General features: G+C 72.0%; 14 protein-coding genes. 11 read left to right on the top strand and 3 right to left on the bottom strand.

What is annotated here, in order from left to right; all coding sequences use genetic code 11:
• The first annotated feature begins 108 nt into the window (after positions 1 to 108).
• The 5 genes from IF04_RS0107915 (at position 109) to IF04_RS0107935 (ending at position 6,918) form a co-directional block, all read left to right on the top strand.
• Positions 109 to 2,604 (top strand): ATP-binding SpoIIE family protein phosphatase, encoded by a 2,496-nt coding sequence (locus IF04_RS0107915; RefSeq protein WP_030252871.1) that lies wholly within the window; start codon positions 109 to 111, stop codon positions 2,602 to 2,604.
• A gap of 126 nt (positions 2,605 to 2,730) precedes the next feature.
• Positions 2,731 to 3,456: a class I SAM-dependent methyltransferase gene (locus IF04_RS0107920; RefSeq protein ID WP_030252873.1), complete on the top strand. Its 726-nt coding sequence runs from the start codon at positions 2,731 to 2,733 to the stop codon at positions 3,454 to 3,456.
• A gap of 142 nt (positions 3,457 to 3,598) precedes the next feature.
• The gene (locus IF04_RS0107925; RefSeq protein WP_030252875.1) at positions 3,599 to 4,885 is read left to right on the top strand and encodes a helix-turn-helix domain-containing protein; all 1,287 of its coding nucleotides are present in this window, start codon (positions 3,599 to 3,601) and stop codon (positions 4,883 to 4,885) included.
• A gap of 108 nt (positions 4,886 to 4,993) precedes the next feature.
• Positions 4,994 to 6,511 carry an aldehyde dehydrogenase gene (gene adh / locus IF04_RS0107930; protein WP_030252878.1) on the top strand — a complete coding sequence of 506 codons (1,518 nt, stop codon included), beginning with the start codon at positions 4,994 to 4,996 and terminating at the stop codon, positions 6,509 to 6,511.
• Positions 6,511 to 6,918, top strand: a complete 408-nt coding sequence (locus tag IF04_RS0107935) for a DUF779 domain-containing protein (protein WP_030252880.1) — start codon at positions 6,511 to 6,513, stop codon at positions 6,916 to 6,918. Before adh ends, IF04_RS0107935 begins: the two co-directional genes overlap by 1 nt.
• 91 nt (positions 6,919 to 7,009) lie before the next feature.
• Here IF04_RS0107935 and IF04_RS0107940 read toward each other — a convergent pair whose 3' ends face one another.
• Positions 7,010 to 7,462 carry an Lrp/AsnC family transcriptional regulator gene (locus IF04_RS0107940; RefSeq protein ID WP_030252882.1) on the bottom strand — a complete coding sequence of 151 codons (453 nt, stop codon included), beginning with the start codon at positions 7,460 to 7,462 and terminating at the stop codon, positions 7,010 to 7,012.
• 121 nt (positions 7,463 to 7,583) lie between these two features.
• Here IF04_RS0107940 and IF04_RS0107945 point away from each other — a divergent pair, with 121 nt between their 5' ends.
• Entirely contained in the window at positions 7,584 to 8,219 is a 636-nt protein-coding gene (locus tag IF04_RS0107945) for a LysE family translocator (protein ID WP_030252884.1), read from the top strand.
• 61 nt (positions 8,220 to 8,280) lie between these two features.
• Here the strand turns inward: IF04_RS0107945 and IF04_RS0107950 are convergent, their stop codons facing one another.
• Positions 8,281 to 8,712: a protein-tyrosine phosphatase family protein gene (locus IF04_RS0107950; RefSeq protein WP_030252886.1), complete on the bottom strand. Its 432-nt coding sequence runs from the start codon at positions 8,710 to 8,712 to the stop codon at positions 8,281 to 8,283.
• Between the two features lie 143 nt (positions 8,713 to 8,855).
• Between IF04_RS0107950 and IF04_RS0107955 the strand changes: the two genes are divergently transcribed.
• The 4 genes from IF04_RS0107955 (at position 8,856) to IF04_RS0107970 (ending at position 14,103) form a co-directional block, all read left to right on the top strand.
• On the top strand, positions 8,856 to 9,689 hold the full coding sequence (locus IF04_RS0107955; RefSeq protein ID WP_030252888.1) for a M55 family metallopeptidase: 834 nt from the start codon (positions 8,856 to 8,858) through the stop codon (positions 9,687 to 9,689).
• A 4-nt stretch (positions 9,690 to 9,693) separates the two neighbouring features.
• Positions 9,694 to 11,094, top strand: coding sequence for a M20/M25/M40 family metallo-hydrolase (locus tag IF04_RS0107960; RefSeq protein WP_030252890.1), 1,401 nt, complete (start codon positions 9,694 to 9,696; stop codon positions 11,092 to 11,094).
• Between the two features lie 64 nt (positions 11,095 to 11,158).
• Positions 11,159 to 13,168 (top strand): S9 family peptidase, encoded by a 2,010-nt coding sequence (locus IF04_RS0107965; protein WP_030252893.1) that lies wholly within the window; start codon positions 11,159 to 11,161, stop codon positions 13,166 to 13,168.
• A 2-nt stretch (positions 13,169 to 13,170) separates the two neighbouring features.
• Positions 13,171 to 14,103 carry a S66 peptidase family protein gene (locus tag IF04_RS0107970; RefSeq protein WP_425428372.1) on the top strand — a complete coding sequence of 311 codons (933 nt, stop codon included), beginning with the start codon at positions 13,171 to 13,173 and terminating at the stop codon, positions 14,101 to 14,103.
• Positions 14,104 to 14,154: 51 nt separating this feature from the next.
• On the opposite strand, the gene IF04_RS0107975 is transcribed toward IF04_RS0107970, so the two are convergent.
• Positions 14,155 to 14,508 (bottom strand): MerR family transcriptional regulator, encoded by a 354-nt coding sequence (locus tag IF04_RS0107975; RefSeq protein ID WP_030252897.1) that lies wholly within the window; start codon positions 14,506 to 14,508, stop codon positions 14,155 to 14,157.
• 76 nt (positions 14,509 to 14,584) lie between these two features.
• Here IF04_RS0107975 and IF04_RS0107980 point away from each other — a divergent pair, with 76 nt between their 5' ends.
• On the top strand, positions 14,585 to 15,418 hold the full coding sequence (locus IF04_RS0107980; protein ID WP_030252898.1) for an alpha/beta fold hydrolase: 834 nt from the start codon (positions 14,585 to 14,587) through the stop codon (positions 15,416 to 15,418).
• Positions 15,419 to 15,522: the final 104 nt, after the last annotated feature.

Here is a 15,522-nt window from a genome sequence, read left to right on the forward strand (position 1 = left end):
GCGCACCGGGTGCCGCACTTCGGGGAATGCGCCCCGTCCGGCAGCGTGTGGCCGTACCGTGGTAGCGGGACGCAGATCATGCGTACGCGTACGAAGGAGCAACCGCCCATGGAGCGTGGCCCGTCGCACGGCGACGACATGGTGAGCGCGGCACCAGGAGTGCCCGCGCCGCGGGACCCTGAGCCGGGCCGGATCCCGCTGGCCGTCGTCGTGGTCGACGCCCGTGGTCTGGTCTCCCACTGGAGCCGGGGCGCACGCCGGCTCTTCGGGCCCTCGCGCGAGGAAGCGGTCGGCGCCCCCGCCGTGGACCTGATGCCCGTCTCGGGCGCGCTCGGCTCCGACGAATGGCAGAGCACCGACGGCGCCGTCGGCGCCGAGGACCCGCACGGCCCCGACCTGGAGTCCGCGCTCGGCGGCGAGACGTCGTTCCCGCGGGCCGGGCGGGCCCGGACGGCGGACCCGGAGCGCGGCCGCGTAGACATACTGTGGTGGGCGTATCCCCTGGTCGGACCGGGTGAGGAGCGGCTGCTGGTGCTGGCGGCCGACGCCGGGCAGCTGCACGGCGAGAGCGAGGACGGGGGCGAGCGGGACCGCGAGCGATTCGCGCCAGGTTTCGCGCTGCACACGGACTTCCCCGGCTCCCACGACCTCGCCCGGCGGCTGCCCGAGATCCTGCCGAGCATGAGCCCGCAGGAGAGCGCCCGCATCGTCTCCCAGGTCCTCGAACTGGGCTATCCCGTACTGGAGATCAGCCAGCAGGAGCGCTTCCCGGTCACGCCGGACTGGGGCGTGCCGCGGCGCGTCGAACGGCGGGCGCGGCTGCTGCGTACGGCCCAGGAGGCCGCCGACCCGCAGACCGCGGCGGCGGCCGCCGCCGAGCTGGAGTCGGACCTCGAATACGCCGCGGTCCGCGAGCGCCTGGAGTTCCTGAACGAGGTCAGCGGCCGCATCGGCTCCTCCCTCGACCTGGCCCGCACGATCCAGGAGGTCAGCGAGGCGGTCGTACCGCGCTTCACCGATGTCGCGGGCACATACCTGCGCGAGCAGGTCATCGCCGGTGAGGGCTTCCCCGACGGCCCGCCGGACACCACGACGATGTGGCACCGCGTCGCGGTGGAGCACAATGACGAGCCGGGCCGCTGGGACGACGTGGTGCCGGTCGGCGAGTCCATGCCGTTCCCCGCCCACACGCCGTTCTTCCAGTGCATGACCACGGGCGAGCCGGTGCTCATCCCGCGCATCAGCGAGGAGATGGGCCACCGCATCGCCTCGCAGTTCGAGAAGCGCGACATCAGCCCGCTGATCAGCCTCCGCTCCATGCTGGTCGTCCCCCTGAAGGCGCGGAACGTCGTACTGGGCTTCATGATCCTGCTGCGCCACCCGGAGCGTACGGAATTCAACGACATGGACCGGGTCACGGGCGCCGAACTGGCAGCGCGTGCGGGCCTCGTGCTCGACAACGCCCGTATGTACACGTACCAGGAGAACGTCGCGGAGACGCTGCAGGACAGCATGCTCCCGCACATCGAGCCCCGGATGGCGGGCTGCGACACGGCCACTCGCTATCTGCCCGGCACCCGCCTCGGCCGGGTCGGCGGCGACTGGTTCGACACGATCAAGCTGCCCGGTTCCCGTACGGCACTGGTGGTCGGCGACGTCATGGGCCACGGTCTGAACTCCGCTGCGATGATGGGCCAGTTGCGGACGGCCGTGCAGACGATGGCCGCCATCGACATGCAGCCCGAACAGCTGCTGCGCAGCCTGGACGACCTCGCCCAGCGCCTCGGCGACAACTACCTCGCGACGTGTCTGTACGTCATCTACGACCCGATCGAGTCCCGGCTGACCCTCGCCAACGCCGGGCACATCCCGCCGGTGATCGTGCGCGCCGCCGACGGCCGCAGCGAGCTGCTCGACCTGCCGACGGGCGCGCCGATCGGCGTCGGCGGCGTGCCGTTCGACGCGGTGACCGTGCCCGTCGCGCCCGGTGACCGGCTGGTGCTGTGCACGGACGGGCTGGTCGAGGTGCGCGGCGAGGACATCGGCGTCGGGCTCGCGGCGCTCGCCGAGTCCGCTGCGCACCCGGCCGCCTCCATGGACGAAGCCTGCGACACGATCATCCGCGCGCTCGCCACGACGCTGAACAAGGGACGCGGCGGCCGCAAGGACGACGTGGCGCTGCTGATGGCCCGGCTGAACGGCATCGAGCGCGCGGACGTCGCGGAGTGGCGGCTGCCCATCGAGGCCCGCGAGGTCTCCCGGGCCCGGCTGCTGGTGCGCGCCCAACTCTCCCGGTGGGGCCTGGAGTCGGCGGCGGACACGGCGGAGCTGCTGGTCAGCGAGATCGTCACCAACGCCGTACGGCACGCCCACACCGAGCACCTCGTGCTGCGCCTGGTGCGCACGGACGCGCTGCTGTGCGAGGTGTCGGACGACGACCACAGCCTGCCGCAGCTGCTGAGCGTGGAGGACGAGGACGAGTTCGGGCGCGGCCTGCGGGTGGTGAGCCGGCTGGCCCGTGAGTGGGGTACGAGCCGGACGTCCACGGGCAAGACGGTGTGGTTCGAACAGTCGCTGCCGCGGACGCGACGGGGACCCCGGTAGCCGCTGCGGCGCGCATCCCGTTGGCGCGCGCAACACGTTCGAACATCAGGTGACAGAGCGCCATCGCTCCTGAAAGAACCGTTACCACTCTTGCGCCTGGCCGAGCCTCGGCAGTAGCAATTGGCCATGAGCGCAACGAGCCACAATCCGACAGCGTGGGAAGGCTTCTGGCGCGATGCGCCGGCGGGCGAGGGCGAGGTCTTCTGGGATGCCGCACCGGCACTGGCGGTCGCCCGCCATCTCCCGCTCTTCGCCGAGCACTTCGACCCGGCCCTGCCGGTGATCGACCTGGGCTGCGGGAACGGTACGCAGACCCGCTTCCTGGCTGAACACTTCCCCCGCGCGATCGGTATTGACGTATCGGCGTCCGCGATTGACCGGGCTCGTCGCGAGGACCCGGACGGGGTGGCCGAATTCCGCCAGGTGGATGCGGCGGACGCGGACCGGATACGGGCGCTGCACGACGACGTCGGTGATGCCAATGTCTACGTGCGCGGCGTACTGCACCAATGCGCCCCCGAGGAACGGCCGCGCATCATCGAGAACATCGCCCATCTCCTCGGCAAGCGCGGCCGGCTCTTCCTCGTCGAACTCTCCGAGGACGCCAAGGGCGTCCTGATGTCCTTGGCGCAGCGCCCCGAGGGCCCGCCGGCCAAGGTGCGCGCGATCTTCTCCCACGGCATCGCGCCCGCCGAGATGGCCGACGACCTCATACCGGATCTGCTGGCCGGCCACGGCCTGGAGTCGACCGGCTCCGGCCGCCTCCCGCTGATCACCACCGAGCTCCGCCCCGACGGGACCCCGGTCGAGATCCCCACCAACTGGCTGGTGGCGAGACCTCGCGCGGCGTGAGGCGAGCGGGCCACGGGGGCTGTGCCCCGCGCACGGCACGCACTACTTTTGGGCACAGCTTCTTACGGTTGGGCAGCTTCTTACGGTGGGCCGGTGGTACGGGCCGGTGGTCCTACTGGAGACGACGAGGTTCGGGACGCCCATGTCATCAGTGCGAAGTGACCTCCGGCAGCGCAGAGCCGCGCTGGAGAGCGAATGGTCCCGCTGGGTTCCGGAGCTGCGCGCGGCCCGGCGGGCGCCGGCCGGGAAGGCGCCGCTGCGCCCCGAGGTGACCGACTCCTGGGTCCGCTCGCTGCACACCGTGGACCCCGGCGTCGGCAGCGCCCCGGTGACCGACGGCGGCGAGGTACGCCCCCGCTGGGCCGACTCGCCGCTGCGCCGCCCGGTCAGCGATCTCGCGGACGAGCTGAACAGCATCGCGGACGACGCCGGCTTCGTCGCCGGGGTCACCGACGAGTCCGGCACCCTGCTGTGGACCTGCGGCGGCCGCGTCATGCGACGCCGTGCCGAGCAGGTCAACTTCGCGCCGGGCGGCCGCTGGGATGAGTCCGCCATGGGCACCAACGCCCTCTCCCTCGCACTGCGCACCGGCCGCCCCAGCGCCGTCTTCTCCGCCGAACACCTGGTCGCCGCGCTGCACGGCTGGGCCTGCTACTGCGCCCCGATCCACGCCCCCGACGGCCGCATCCTCGGCGTACTGGACCTCTCCACCACCTGGGACCGCTCGCATCCGCTGGCGATGTCGACCGTACGCAGTCTGGTGTCCACGATCGAGACGCGGCTGCGGGCGGACCTCGGCACGGGTCTCGGCGCCCGGCAGCGCAACGGGACGACGGCCGGCCGCGGTACGGGAGCGACCGGCGCGGCCGGCGTGCGGCTGACCTGCCTCGGCGCCGGGCAGGCCGTGCGCGCCGGCGCACGGCTGCGGCTGCGCCCCCGCCAGCTGGAGATCCTCACGCTGCTGGCGCTGGAGCCGGCGGGGTATCCGCCGGAGCGGCTGCGGGACGCGCTGTACGGCGAACGCCCGGTGACCGCCTCCACCTTCAAGGCGGAGGTCTCCCACCTGCGGCGCGCGCTCGGCGACGGGGTCGCCACCCGCACGTACGCGCTGACCACCCCGGTCGACTGCGACGCCGTGGAGGTGCTGCGGGCACTGGCGGCGGGCGATACGGAGGGCGCGCTCAACCGGTACAGCGGCCCGCTGCTGCCGCAGTCCGAGGCCCCGGGCATCCGCGCCTGGCGGGAGCACCTGGAGGTCGCGGTCCGCGAGGCCGTCCTGACCAGCCCGGTACCGGAACACGCACTCACCTACGGGGCGCGCGCCCCGCACGACGCCGAGATCCACCAGCATGCGCTGCGCGTCCTGCCCCCGCACGACCCCCGCCGCGCCCTCGCGGCCGGCCGCCTGAGCACCGCACTCCGCGACTGACGACGGACGACTGACGACGACGCGAGGTGACGCCAACCTTTCGCCAACCTCACCGAGTGAAGGTATGCCGCACCCGCACTCATCCGTACTCCCCGAGGAGCGCCGACAATGGTGTATGCGCAGCCCGGCACAGAAGGCAGCATCGTCAGCTTCAAGCAGCGCTACGACAACTTCATCGGCGGCGACTGGGTCGCCCCGGTGAACGGCCAGTACTTCGACAACCCCTCACCGGTGGACGGCCGGACGTTCACCCAGGTCGCGCGGTCCACCGCGGGCGACATCGACCTCGCGCTGGACGCCGCGCACGCGGCGGCCCCGAAGTGGAGCCGCACCTCCACGACGGAGCGCGCCAACATCCTGAACAAGATCGCAGACCGGATCGAGGAGCATCTCGAGACGCTCGCGGTCGCCGAGACCTGGGAGAACGGCAAGCCGGTCCGCGAGACCCTGGCCGCCGACCTGCCGCTGGCCGTCGACCACTTCCGCTACTTCGCGGGCGCCGTGCGTGGCCAGGAAGGCTCCATCTCGGAGATCGACGCCGACACCGTCGCGTACCACTTCCACGAGCCGCTCGGCGTGGTCGGCCAGATCATCCCGTGGAACTTCCCGTTGCTGATGGCCACTTGGAAGCTGGCCCCGGCGCTGGCCGCGGGCAACTGCGTGGTCATCAAGCCTGCCGAGCAGACCCCGGCCAGCCTGCTGGTGATGATGGAGCTGATCGCCGACCTGCTGCCGCCGGGCGTGGTCAACGTCGTCAACGGCTTCGGCGTGGAGGCCGGCAAGCCCCTCGCCTCCAGCCCGCGGATCGCCAAGGTCGCGTTCACCGGCGAGACCACGACCGGCCGCCTGATCATGCAGTACGCCAGCGAGAACATCATCCCGGTCACGCTGGAGCTGGGCGGCAAGAGCCCCAACATCTTCCTGCCCGACGTCATGGCCGCCGACGACGACTTCCTGGACAAGGCCGTCGAGGGCTTCGTGATGTTCGCGCTGAACCAGGGCGAGGTCTGCACCTGTCCGTCCCGCGCGCTGATCCCCTCCTCGATCTACGACGAGTTCATGGCCCGCTGCGTGGAGCGCACGAAGGCGATCGTCAGCGGCAGCCCGCTGGATCCGGCGACCATGATCGGCGCGCAGGCCAGCAACGACCAGTTCGAGAAGATCCTCTCCTATATCGACATCGGCAAGAAGGAGGGCGCCGAGCTGGTCACCGGCGGCTCCTCGCGCACCGTCCCGGGACTGGAGGGCGGCTACTACATCGAGCCGACGATCTTCCGCGGCACCAATGACATGCGGATCTTCCAGGAGGAGATCTTCGGCCCGGTCGTCTCGGTGACCACGTACGACTCGGTCGACGAGGCCCTGAAGATCGCCAACGACACGCTGTACGGTCTGGGCGCCGGCGTGTGGTCGCGGGACGGCAACACCGCCTACCGCCTGGGCCGCGAGATCAAGGCCGGCCGGGTGTGGACCAACTGCTATCACGCATATCCCGCCCACGCTGCATTCGGCGGGTACAAGAACTCCGGCATCGGCCGGGAGAACCACAAGATGATGCTGGACCACTACCAGCAGACCAAGAACCTGCTGGTCAGCTACTCGGCGAAGAAGCTCGGGTTCTTCTGATGGGCGGCCTCACCAGGCGCGTCGACCTGACGCCGGCCGCCGAGGAGCTGGTGGCCCGGCTGACGGAAACCCACGGTCCGGTGATGTTCCACCAGTCCGGCGGCTGCTGCGACGGCAGCGCCCCGATGTGCTACCCGCGCGGGGAGTTCAAGGTCGGCGCCGCCGACGTCCTCCTGGGCCACGTCTTCCACGACGACGTGCCCTTCTGGATGAGCGCGGACCAGTACACCTACTGGCGGCACACCCACCTCACCGTCGATGTGGTGCCGGGCAGGGGCAGCGGCTTCTCGCTGGAGGCCCCCGAGGGGGTCCGCTTCCTCATCCGCTCCCGGCTGCTCACCGACGAGGAGCTGGCGGACATCGAGGCCGAGCCGCCGCTCCCCACGGGAGCCGACACGTCCGGCTGAGAGCCCGCCTTCGTATGCGGCCGCGCGGCCTTCGGGCTGCGCGGCCGCATCGTCACAGTGGCTGCGTCGTCATAGGGGGGCGTACACGTCGTCATGCGGGCAGCGGGCGCTCGTACACGACGTGCTTCATCACGAGCGTGGAGCTGAGCCGCTGCACGCCCGGGAGCGTCGCCAGCTTCTCGTCGTAGAGCCGCTGGAAGGCCGGCAGGTCCGCGCTGACGATGCGCAGCAGGTAGTCGGGGTCGCCGAAGAGGCGCTGCGCCTGCAGCACCTGAGGGATGTCCGCGACGGCCTCCTCGAAGGCGGAGACGGTGCTGCGGTCCTCCTGGCGCATGGTCACGAAGACGAGCGCCTCGAACTTCAGCCCGACCGCCTCGGCGTCCACGACCGCGCGGTACCCGCGGATCGCGCCGCTGCGCTCCAGCTCCCGCAGCCGGCGGTGGCACGGCGAGAGGCTGAGCCCCACCCGGCCCGCCAGCTCCGTGAGGGTCAGCCGCCCGTCCTCCTGCAGCTCCGAAAGGATCTTCCGGTCCATGTCGTCCATGGGGAGAATCCTTCCACACAGAGCCCGCTGAGCAGCAATATACGGAAACACTTTCCGGCTCATCGCAACTATTCTTCTCAGGGAAAGCCGCAGGACAGCAAAGAACTGAGAGAACCGCTCCATGGCCGCCAGCTCCATAGCCGCCTTCTGGGCCGTGTCCGCCCTCCTCGTCCTCGTGCCGGGCGCGGACTGGGCGTACGCGATCACCGCCGGCCTGCGCGACCGGTCCGTCCTCCCGGCCGTCGGCGGCCTGCTGCTCGGCTATGTGGGACTCACCCTGGTGGTCGTCGCCGGCCTGGCAGCCGTGGTCGCGAGCAACCCGGCGGTGCTCACGGCCCTGACAGTGCTCGGCGCGCTGTACCTGATGTGGCTCGGCGTCATGACCCTGGTCCGGCCCGCGGCACCCGCGTCGGCCGACCCGTCCGACGTTCCGGCCGGTGCGGCCCCGGGGGCCAGGCTCCTCAAGGGCGCCGGCATCAGCGGCCTCAACCCCAAGGCGTTGCTGCTCTTCGTGGCGCTGCTCCCGCAGTTCGCCGCCGCCCACGACAGCGGCAACGGCTGGCCCCTGGCGGCCCAGATCGCCGTACTGGGCCTGGTGCACATGGCCAACTGCGGAGCGGTCTACACGGGCGTCGGCGTGCTGGCCCGTACCGTGCTGCGCGCCCGGCCGGTCGTCGCCCGCGCCGTCACCCGCGTCTCGGGCGCCGCCATGCTGGTGATCGGCGGGCTGCTCCTGGTGGAGCGCCTGGCCCCGTAGCCGGGGTGTCGTCGTGAGGCGGCGCGGCGGTCGTGGCCGGACGGGTGATCAGCTGCCGTCGTCAGGCCGTGAACCGCCGCACGTACCGCTTCTGCCACGGCGTCTCGACCGCCCGGCGGTCATAGTTCCGGCGTACGAACTCCACCGCGCGCTCCCGCGGTACGCCGTCCAGTACGGCGAGGCACGCCAGCGCCGTCCCCGTGCGCCCCCGGCCGCCGTCGCACGCGATCTCGACCCGCTCGGCGCCGGCCCGCTCCCACGCCTCGCCGAGCGCCGCCCGGAGCTGCCGCCCGTCGCTGGGCAGCCAGAAGTCCCGCCAGCGCAGCCACCGCGCCTCCCAGGGCACCTCGGGCGGCTCCTTGCCGAGCAGATACACGGCGTACGACGGCACCGGCCCGGCCGGCATCGGCCGCCGCAGTCCACGCCCCCGCACCAGCCGCCCGGACGGCAGCCTCAGGACCCCCGTACCGCCCTCGTTCCACGTCTCGTTCACCCACTCACCGTACTGGCGCGAGTCGTCCCGAAGGCAGTGCTCACCGCCCTCGCCGCACGGCTCCGGGGACCGCCATCGGTCTGGACCTCCGGAGTTATCCACAGGCATGGTCGGAGCCTGCGCGGTCGCGTAACGTGCGGCACATGAAGATCCTCATTTCCGCGGACATGGAAGGCGCCACCGGCGTGACCTGGCCTGCGGATGTGCTGCCGGGGACGAGTCAGTGGGAGCGCTGCCGTCACATGTTCACCTCCGACGTCAATGCGGCGATCGCCGGATTCTTCGACGGCGGTGCCGATGACGTGCTCGTGAACGAAGCGCATTGGACGATGCGCAATCTGCTGCTGGAGCAGCTGGACGAGCGGGCGCAGATGCTGACCGGGCGGCACAAGTCGCTGAGCATGGTCGAAGGCGTGCAGCACGGCGATGTGGACGGCATAGCCTTCGTCGGCTATCACACGGGCGCGGGTACGGAAGGTGTGCTGGCGCACACCTACCTCGCCAATTCGATCACGGGCGTGTGGGTCGACGGGACGCCGGCGAGCGAGGGCTATCTGAACGCGCTCGTGGTCGCGGAGTACGGCGTGCCCGTCGTGCTCGTGACGGGCGACGACCGCACGTGCGAGGACGCCAAGGGGTACGCGCCCGGGGCGCGGGGCATCGCAGTGAAGGACTACGTGTCGCGGTACGCGGCGGTGTGCCGCCCGCCCGCGCGCACGGCCGCCGACATCCGGGCCGCGGCCCGGGAAGCCGCGGCGCTGGCGCGGCGGCACGAGCCCATACGGCGCGGTCCGTTCACCGTGGAAGTGGAGTTCGACGCCGAGCACTTGGTGGGCGCCGCGACCTGCGTGCCGGGCGTGGAGCGCAGCGGCACCCGCCGCGTCCGCTACGAAAGCCCGAACATGTACGAAGGTATCCGCTGCTTCAAGGCGGTCACCACCCTCGTCTCGTCCCATGTGGAGGAGCAGTATGGCTGAGCAGATGATCGATGTGGAGGACGCGATCGCGGGCGAAAGACCCGCGCCTGGCATCCGCCAGGACAGCGCGGTGGATGCCCAGGCGCTGGACGAGGTGGTCCGCTTCACCTCCGAGCTGATCCGGATCGACACGACGAACCGGGGGAACGGCGACTGCCTGGAGCGGCCGGCCGCCGAGTACGTCGCGGAACGGCTGGCGGAGGCGAGTATCGAGCCGACCCTCCTGGAGCGCAGCCCGGGCCGGACGAATGTCGTCGCCCGTATCGAGGGCAGCGACCCGGGCGCCGACGCGCTGCTGGTGCACGGCCATCTGGACGTGGTGCCCGCCGCGCCGCACGACTGGAGCGTGCACCCGTTCTCCGGCGAGATCCGGGACGGCGTGGTCTGGGGCCGCGGCGCGATCGACATGAAGAACATGGACGCGATGGTGCTGGCCGCCGTGCGGGCCTGGGCGCGGGCCGGCGTCCGGCCTCGGCGGGACATCGTGCTGGCCTTCACCGCGGACGAGGAGGCCAGCGCCGAGGACGGCTCCGGCTTCCTCGCCGACGAGCACCCGGGCCTCTTCGAGGGGTGCACGGAAGGCGTCAGCGAGTCGGGCGCCTTCACCTTCCACGCCGGGGACGGCATGCAGCTGTACCCCATCGCGGCGGGGGAGCGGGGCACGGCCTGGCTGAAGCTGACGGCGACGGGCACGGCGGGCCACGGCTCGAAGGTGAACGGCGCGAATGCGGTCAGCCGGCTCGCCGCCGCCATCGCCCGTATCGGCGCGCACGAATGGCCGGTGCGGCTGACCCCCACCGTCCGCGCCGCGCTGTGCGAGCTGGCCACGCTGCACGGCGTCGAGGCCCGGCTGGACGCCGCCGACCCGCACGACCTCGCGCGCGACGTCGACGCGCTGCTCGCCGCGCTCGGCCCGGCCGCCGACCTGGTCGCGCCGACGGTACGCAACAGCGCCAACCCGACGATGCTGGACGCCGGTTACAAGGTCAATGTGATCCCGGGGAGCGCCACCGCCTTCGTGGACGGACGGGTGCTGCCCGGCGGCGAGGAGGAGTTCCGCACCACCCTCGACCGGCTCACGGGACCCCATGTGGAGTGGGAGTTCCACCACGGCGAGGTGGCGCTGCAGGCCCCGGTGGACGGGCCGACGTACGCCGCGATGCGGGCCTCGATCGAGCGCTTCGACCCACAGGCCAGGGTCGTGCCGTACTGCATGTCGGGAGGCACGGACGCCAAGCAGTTCTCCAGACTGGGCATCAAGGGATACGGCTTCTCGCCGCTCAAGCTGCCCGAGGGCTTCGACTACCAGGCGCTCTTCCACGGCGTCGACGAGCGGGTGCCGGTGGAGGCACTGCACTTCGGCGTGCGGGTACTGGACGACTTCCTGGTGCACAGCACGGGGTGACAGCGTCGGCCCGGCGCCGCTGAACTGGACCGAACGGACCGATCGGACTGAGAGGAACACCACCATGGTGACCACGGCGCCCTATGGAGCCTGGCCGTCGCCCATTGACGCCCGGCTGGTCGCCGCCCACGACGGCCGCCCGGAGTACCTCGGCGTGGTGGGCGACGAGGTGTGGTGGACCGAGCCGCGTCCCGAGGAGGGCGGCCGCCGGGCGCTCGTCCGGCGCACGCCGGAGGGCGCGGAGCAGTCGGTGCTGCCCCCGCCGTGGAACGTCCGCAGCCGGGTCATCGAGTACGGCGGCCAGCCCTGGGCCGGTGCGCTGGACGCGGACGGCGCGCCCCTCGTCGTCTTCGTTCACTTCGCCGACCAGCGGCTGTACGCGTACGCGCCGGACGGGGACGGCGAGCCGCGCCCGCTCACCCCGGTCTCCGCCGTCGGCGGCGGCCTGCGCTGGGTGGATCCGGTCGTGCTGCCCGGCCGCGGCGAAGTCTGGTGCGTGCTGGAGGAGTTCACGGGCGAGGGACCCACAGACGTGCGCCGGGTGATCGCGGCCGTGCCCCTGGACGGCTCGGCCGCCGAAGACCGGGACTCCATAAGGGAGTTGAGCGACGACCGGCACCGCTTCGTCACCGGGCCGCGGCTCTCCCCGGACGGCGGCCGGGCCGCCTGGATCGCCTGGGACCACCCCCGTATGCCTTGGGACGGCACGGTCGTCATGGTCGCGGAGGTGACCGGGGACGGCGCGTTCACCGGCGCCCGCGCCCTGGTCGGTGGCGCCGAGGAGTCCGTCGCGCAGATCGAGTGGGCGGCGGACGGCTCGTTGCTGTACGTCTCGGACGCCGACGGCTGGTGGGAGCTGCGGAGCGCCGACCCGGACCCGGCGGCCGCGGGAGCGGAGGGCGCCACGGCGACCAGGCGCCTCTATCCGGCCCGGCAGGAGGAGTTCGGCGGGCCGCTGTGGAAGGTCGGGCTGCGCTGGTTCCTACCGCTGGAGGGCGGCACCATCGCCACGCTCCACGGCCACGGCACGAACCGTCTCGGCATACTGGATCCGGTCACCGGCGAGCTGGTCGACGCGGCCGGGCCGTGGACGGAGTGGGCCCCCTCGCTCGCCGTGCACGGCACGCGCGTCATCGGCATCGCCGCCAGCCCGCGCAGCGCGTACGAGATCGTCGAGCTGGACACGCTGACCGGCCGCTCACGGGTGATCGCCGCCCGGCACGTCGACGCGCTCGACCCGGCGTATTACCCCGAGCCGCAGATCCGCACCTTCACCGGCCCGGACGGCCGGGACATCCACACCCACGTCTACCCACCGCACAGCCCCACCCACGCCCCGCCGGACGGCGAGCCCGCCCCCTTCGTGGTGTGGGCGCACGGCGGCCCCACCGGCCACGCCCCGCTCGTTCTCGACCTGGAGATCGCCTACTTCACCTCGCGCGGCTTCGGCGTCGCGGAGGTCAACTACGGCGGCTCGACGGGGTACGGCAGGGAGTACCGCGAGCGGCTGCGCGAGCAGTGGGGCGTGGTGGACGTCGAGGACTGCGCCGCGGTCGCCCGGGCGCTGGCCGACGAGGGCACCGCCGACCGCTCCCGGCTCGCCATCCGGGGCGGCAGCGCGGGCGGCTGGACCACCGCTGCCTCGCTGACCGGCACGGACCTCTACGCCTGCGGCACGATCAGCTATCCGGTCCTGGACCTGACGGCCTGGGCCGGCGGCGAGACCCACGACTTCGAGTCGCAGTACCTGGAGTCGCTGGTCGGCCCGCTCGCGGAGGTCCCCGACCGGTACCGAGACCGCTCGCCGCTGCATCGGGCGGACCGGATCTCCGTGCCGTTCCTGCTGCTCCAGGGCCTGGACGATGTGATCTGCCCGCCCGCGCAGGCCGAGCGGTTCCTCGCCGAGGTCGCCCGCTGTGGCATCCCGCACGCGTATCTCGCCTTCGAGGGCGAGGGCCACGGCTTCCGCCGCGAGGACACCATCGTCCGCGCCCTCGAGGCCGAACTGTCCCTGTACGCGCAGACATTCGGCATGACGCGTACGGACGTGCCGACGCTGGAACTGGGCAAGTGACCGTGCGGCAGGGCATCCGGCCGCCCCGGCTGCGGCCCGGCGACCGGGTGGCCGTCGTCGCGCCCAGCGGCCCGGTCGCCCCCGAGCGGCTGGACGCCGGCCTGGACATCCTGCGCGGCTGGGACCTCGACCCGGTACTGGCGCCTCATGTCCGCGCGGGGCACGAGGAGTTGACGTATCTCGCCGCGCCCGACGAGCGCCGGGCCCGTGATCTCCAGGACGCCTGGTGCGACCCGGCGGTGGCGGCGGTGTTCGCGGCGCGCGGCGGGTACGGCGCGCAGCGCATGGTCGACCTGCTGGACTGGGAAGCGATACGCGCGGCGTCGCCCAAGCCGCTGATCGGCTTCAGCGATGTGACGGTGCTGCACGAGGCGTTCGCGCTGCGGGCCGGGGTGGCGACGCTGCACGGCCCCGCGGTGGCCGGCGAGATCTTCCTCAAGGACGAGCCCACCCGCGACCACCTGCGGCGCACGCTCTTCACTCCCGAGGACCCGGCCGTACTGACCCTGGCGCCCGGCACGGCGCGGACGCTGCTGCCGGGCCGGGCGCACGGCGTCACCTTCGGCGGCTGCCTGGCGCTGCTGGCGAGCGAGGCGGGCACGCCGGACGCGCGCCCGGACGCGGCCGGCGGCCTGTTGCTGCTGGAGGACGTGGGCGAGGCGCCGTACGCCATCGACCGCGCGCTGACCCAACTGCTGCGCTCCGGCATGCTGACCGGCGCGACCGGCGTCCTGCTCGGTTCCTGGGCACGCTGCGGCCCGTACGAGCGGGTGCGTGCAGTACTGACGGACCGGCTCGGCGGCCTCGGGGTGCCCGTCGTCGAGGAATTCGGCTTCGGGCACGGCGACTCGGCACTGACGGTCCCCCTGGGCGTACCGGCCACACTCGACGCGGACGCGCGCACGCTGACTTTCGACGTACCGCCACTGACCTGACGCACCGACCCCGGTCTCCGGCGCCGACGACAAGCTGCCCGGTGCGGGCCGTCACCCGGGCTTGGCGGCGATGACGGAGTCGAGCATCGTGCGGGACGCGTGCAATTCACCGATGGCGCGGCTGATCCGCTCCCTTTCCTGCTCCAGCCGGGCGACCAGATCCGGGCAGGTGGGGAGTAGCCGGCCGTCGTCCGTACGGATGCAGGGCAGCACCTCCGCGATCAGCGAGGTCGTCAGCCCCGCCGCCAGCAGGCAGCGGATGCGGTGCACCGTTTCCACGTCCGACTCGTCGTAGACCCGGTATCCGCTCGGCAGCCGCTGCGGTGCCAGCAGCCCCTGCTGTTCGTAGTAGCGCAGCAGCCGCTCGTGCACTCCCGTGCGCCGGACCATCTCCTTCATCCGCACGTGGTTCGCCTCCTGGTTCGTCTTCCGGCGCCGCGACTTGACTCTGACACTGATGTCAGAGTTTAGCGTCGTCGGCATGAACGCTGAGCACTCGGAGCACCCACTTCCCACCCCTCACCTCGACGTCGTCGTCCAGGGCAGCGGTCCCGCGCTGCTGCTCGCGCACGGTGCGGGCGGCGGCATCGTCGGCAACTTCGGCCTGGTCCTGGACGATCTCGCCCGCGACCACACGCTCATCGGCCCGCACTACCCGGGCGCGGGTGGTTCGCCCGCCGCTGCCGAGCCCCTGGACCTGGATGTACTCGCCGACCAACTCGTCGCCTCCGCGGTCGCGGCAGGGGAGGAGTCGTTCGCCGTGCTCGGGGAGTCGCTCGGGAGCGCCGTGGCCGTCCGGGTCGCCACCCGGCATCCCGCACGGGTCAGGGCGCTCGTCCTCACCGCCGGTTTCCCGGTCGCGGACCCGGTCCTGGCGCTGGCCGCCCGGCTCATCAAGTCGCTTGCGGATATGAGCTATTGGGAAGAAGTGGCCCGGCTCGCCTGCGTGTCGTGCCTGTCGCGGACGGACCTGGCGGAGCTGGCGCCGTCCGACCTCGACGCGCTGGTGGCGCAGACCCTGGCCGGGATGCCGCCGGGGATGGTGGACCACTTCGACCTGGTGTCCCGGGTGGACGTACGGGCCGACCTGGCAAAGGTGTCCGCGCCCACGCTGGTGGTGGCCCCGATGGGCGACAGGCTGGTCCTCCCCGACAGCTCGCACCGCCTGGCGGCCGGCATCGCGGGCGCCGAGCTGATCGAACTGCCCGGTGCGGCCCACATACTGAATCCGGTCGACCGTATGACGTGGCTGCGCCACGTCCGCGCCTTTCTCAGCAGCCTGCCGGCCTCCACCAACTCATCAACTCCCGTGTGACCAGCGGTAACTGACTCCCGGGTAATAACTTTCGTCACCTCCGTTGACATGTCCGAAATGCATGCCCGACCATGAGCGCGCCGTACTGACTGGTAGGTATGGCG

It is taken from the genome of Streptomyces violens (genome assembly GCF_000717745.1).
Lineage (GTDB): Bacteria > Actinomycetota > Actinomycetes > Streptomycetales > Streptomycetaceae > Streptomyces > Streptomyces violens.

Coding starts and splice junctions, on each gene's coding strand:
- IF04_RS0107935 (WP_030252880.1), top strand. CDS start 6,511: ATGGGCGGCCTCACCAGGCGCGTCGACCTGACGCCGGCCGCCGAGGAG.
- IF04_RS0107940 (WP_030252882.1), bottom strand. CDS start 7,462: ATGGACGACATGGACCGGAAGATCCTTTCGGAGCTGCAGGAGGACGGG.
- IF04_RS0107925 (WP_030252875.1), top strand. CDS start 3,599: ATGTCATCAGTGCGAAGTGACCTCCGGCAGCGCAGAGCCGCGCTGGAG.
- adh (WP_030252878.1), top strand. CDS start 4,994: ATGGTGTATGCGCAGCCCGGCACAGAAGGCAGCATCGTCAGCTTCAAG.
- IF04_RS0107960 (WP_030252890.1), top strand. CDS start 9,694: ATGATCGATGTGGAGGACGCGATCGCGGGCGAAAGACCCGCGCCTGGC.
- IF04_RS0107955 (WP_030252888.1), top strand. CDS start 8,856: ATGAAGATCCTCATTTCCGCGGACATGGAAGGCGCCACCGGCGTGACC.
- IF04_RS0107945 (WP_030252884.1), top strand. CDS start 7,584: ATGGCCGCCAGCTCCATAGCCGCCTTCTGGGCCGTGTCCGCCCTCCTC.
- IF04_RS0107915 (WP_030252871.1), top strand. CDS start 109: ATGGAGCGTGGCCCGTCGCACGGCGACGACATGGTGAGCGCGGCACCA.
- IF04_RS0107965 (WP_030252893.1), top strand. CDS start 11,159: ATGGTGACCACGGCGCCCTATGGAGCCTGGCCGTCGCCCATTGACGCC.
- IF04_RS0107920 (WP_030252873.1), top strand. CDS start 2,731: ATGAGCGCAACGAGCCACAATCCGACAGCGTGGGAAGGCTTCTGGCGC.
- IF04_RS0107980 (WP_030252898.1), top strand. CDS start 14,585: ATGAACGCTGAGCACTCGGAGCACCCACTTCCCACCCCTCACCTCGAC.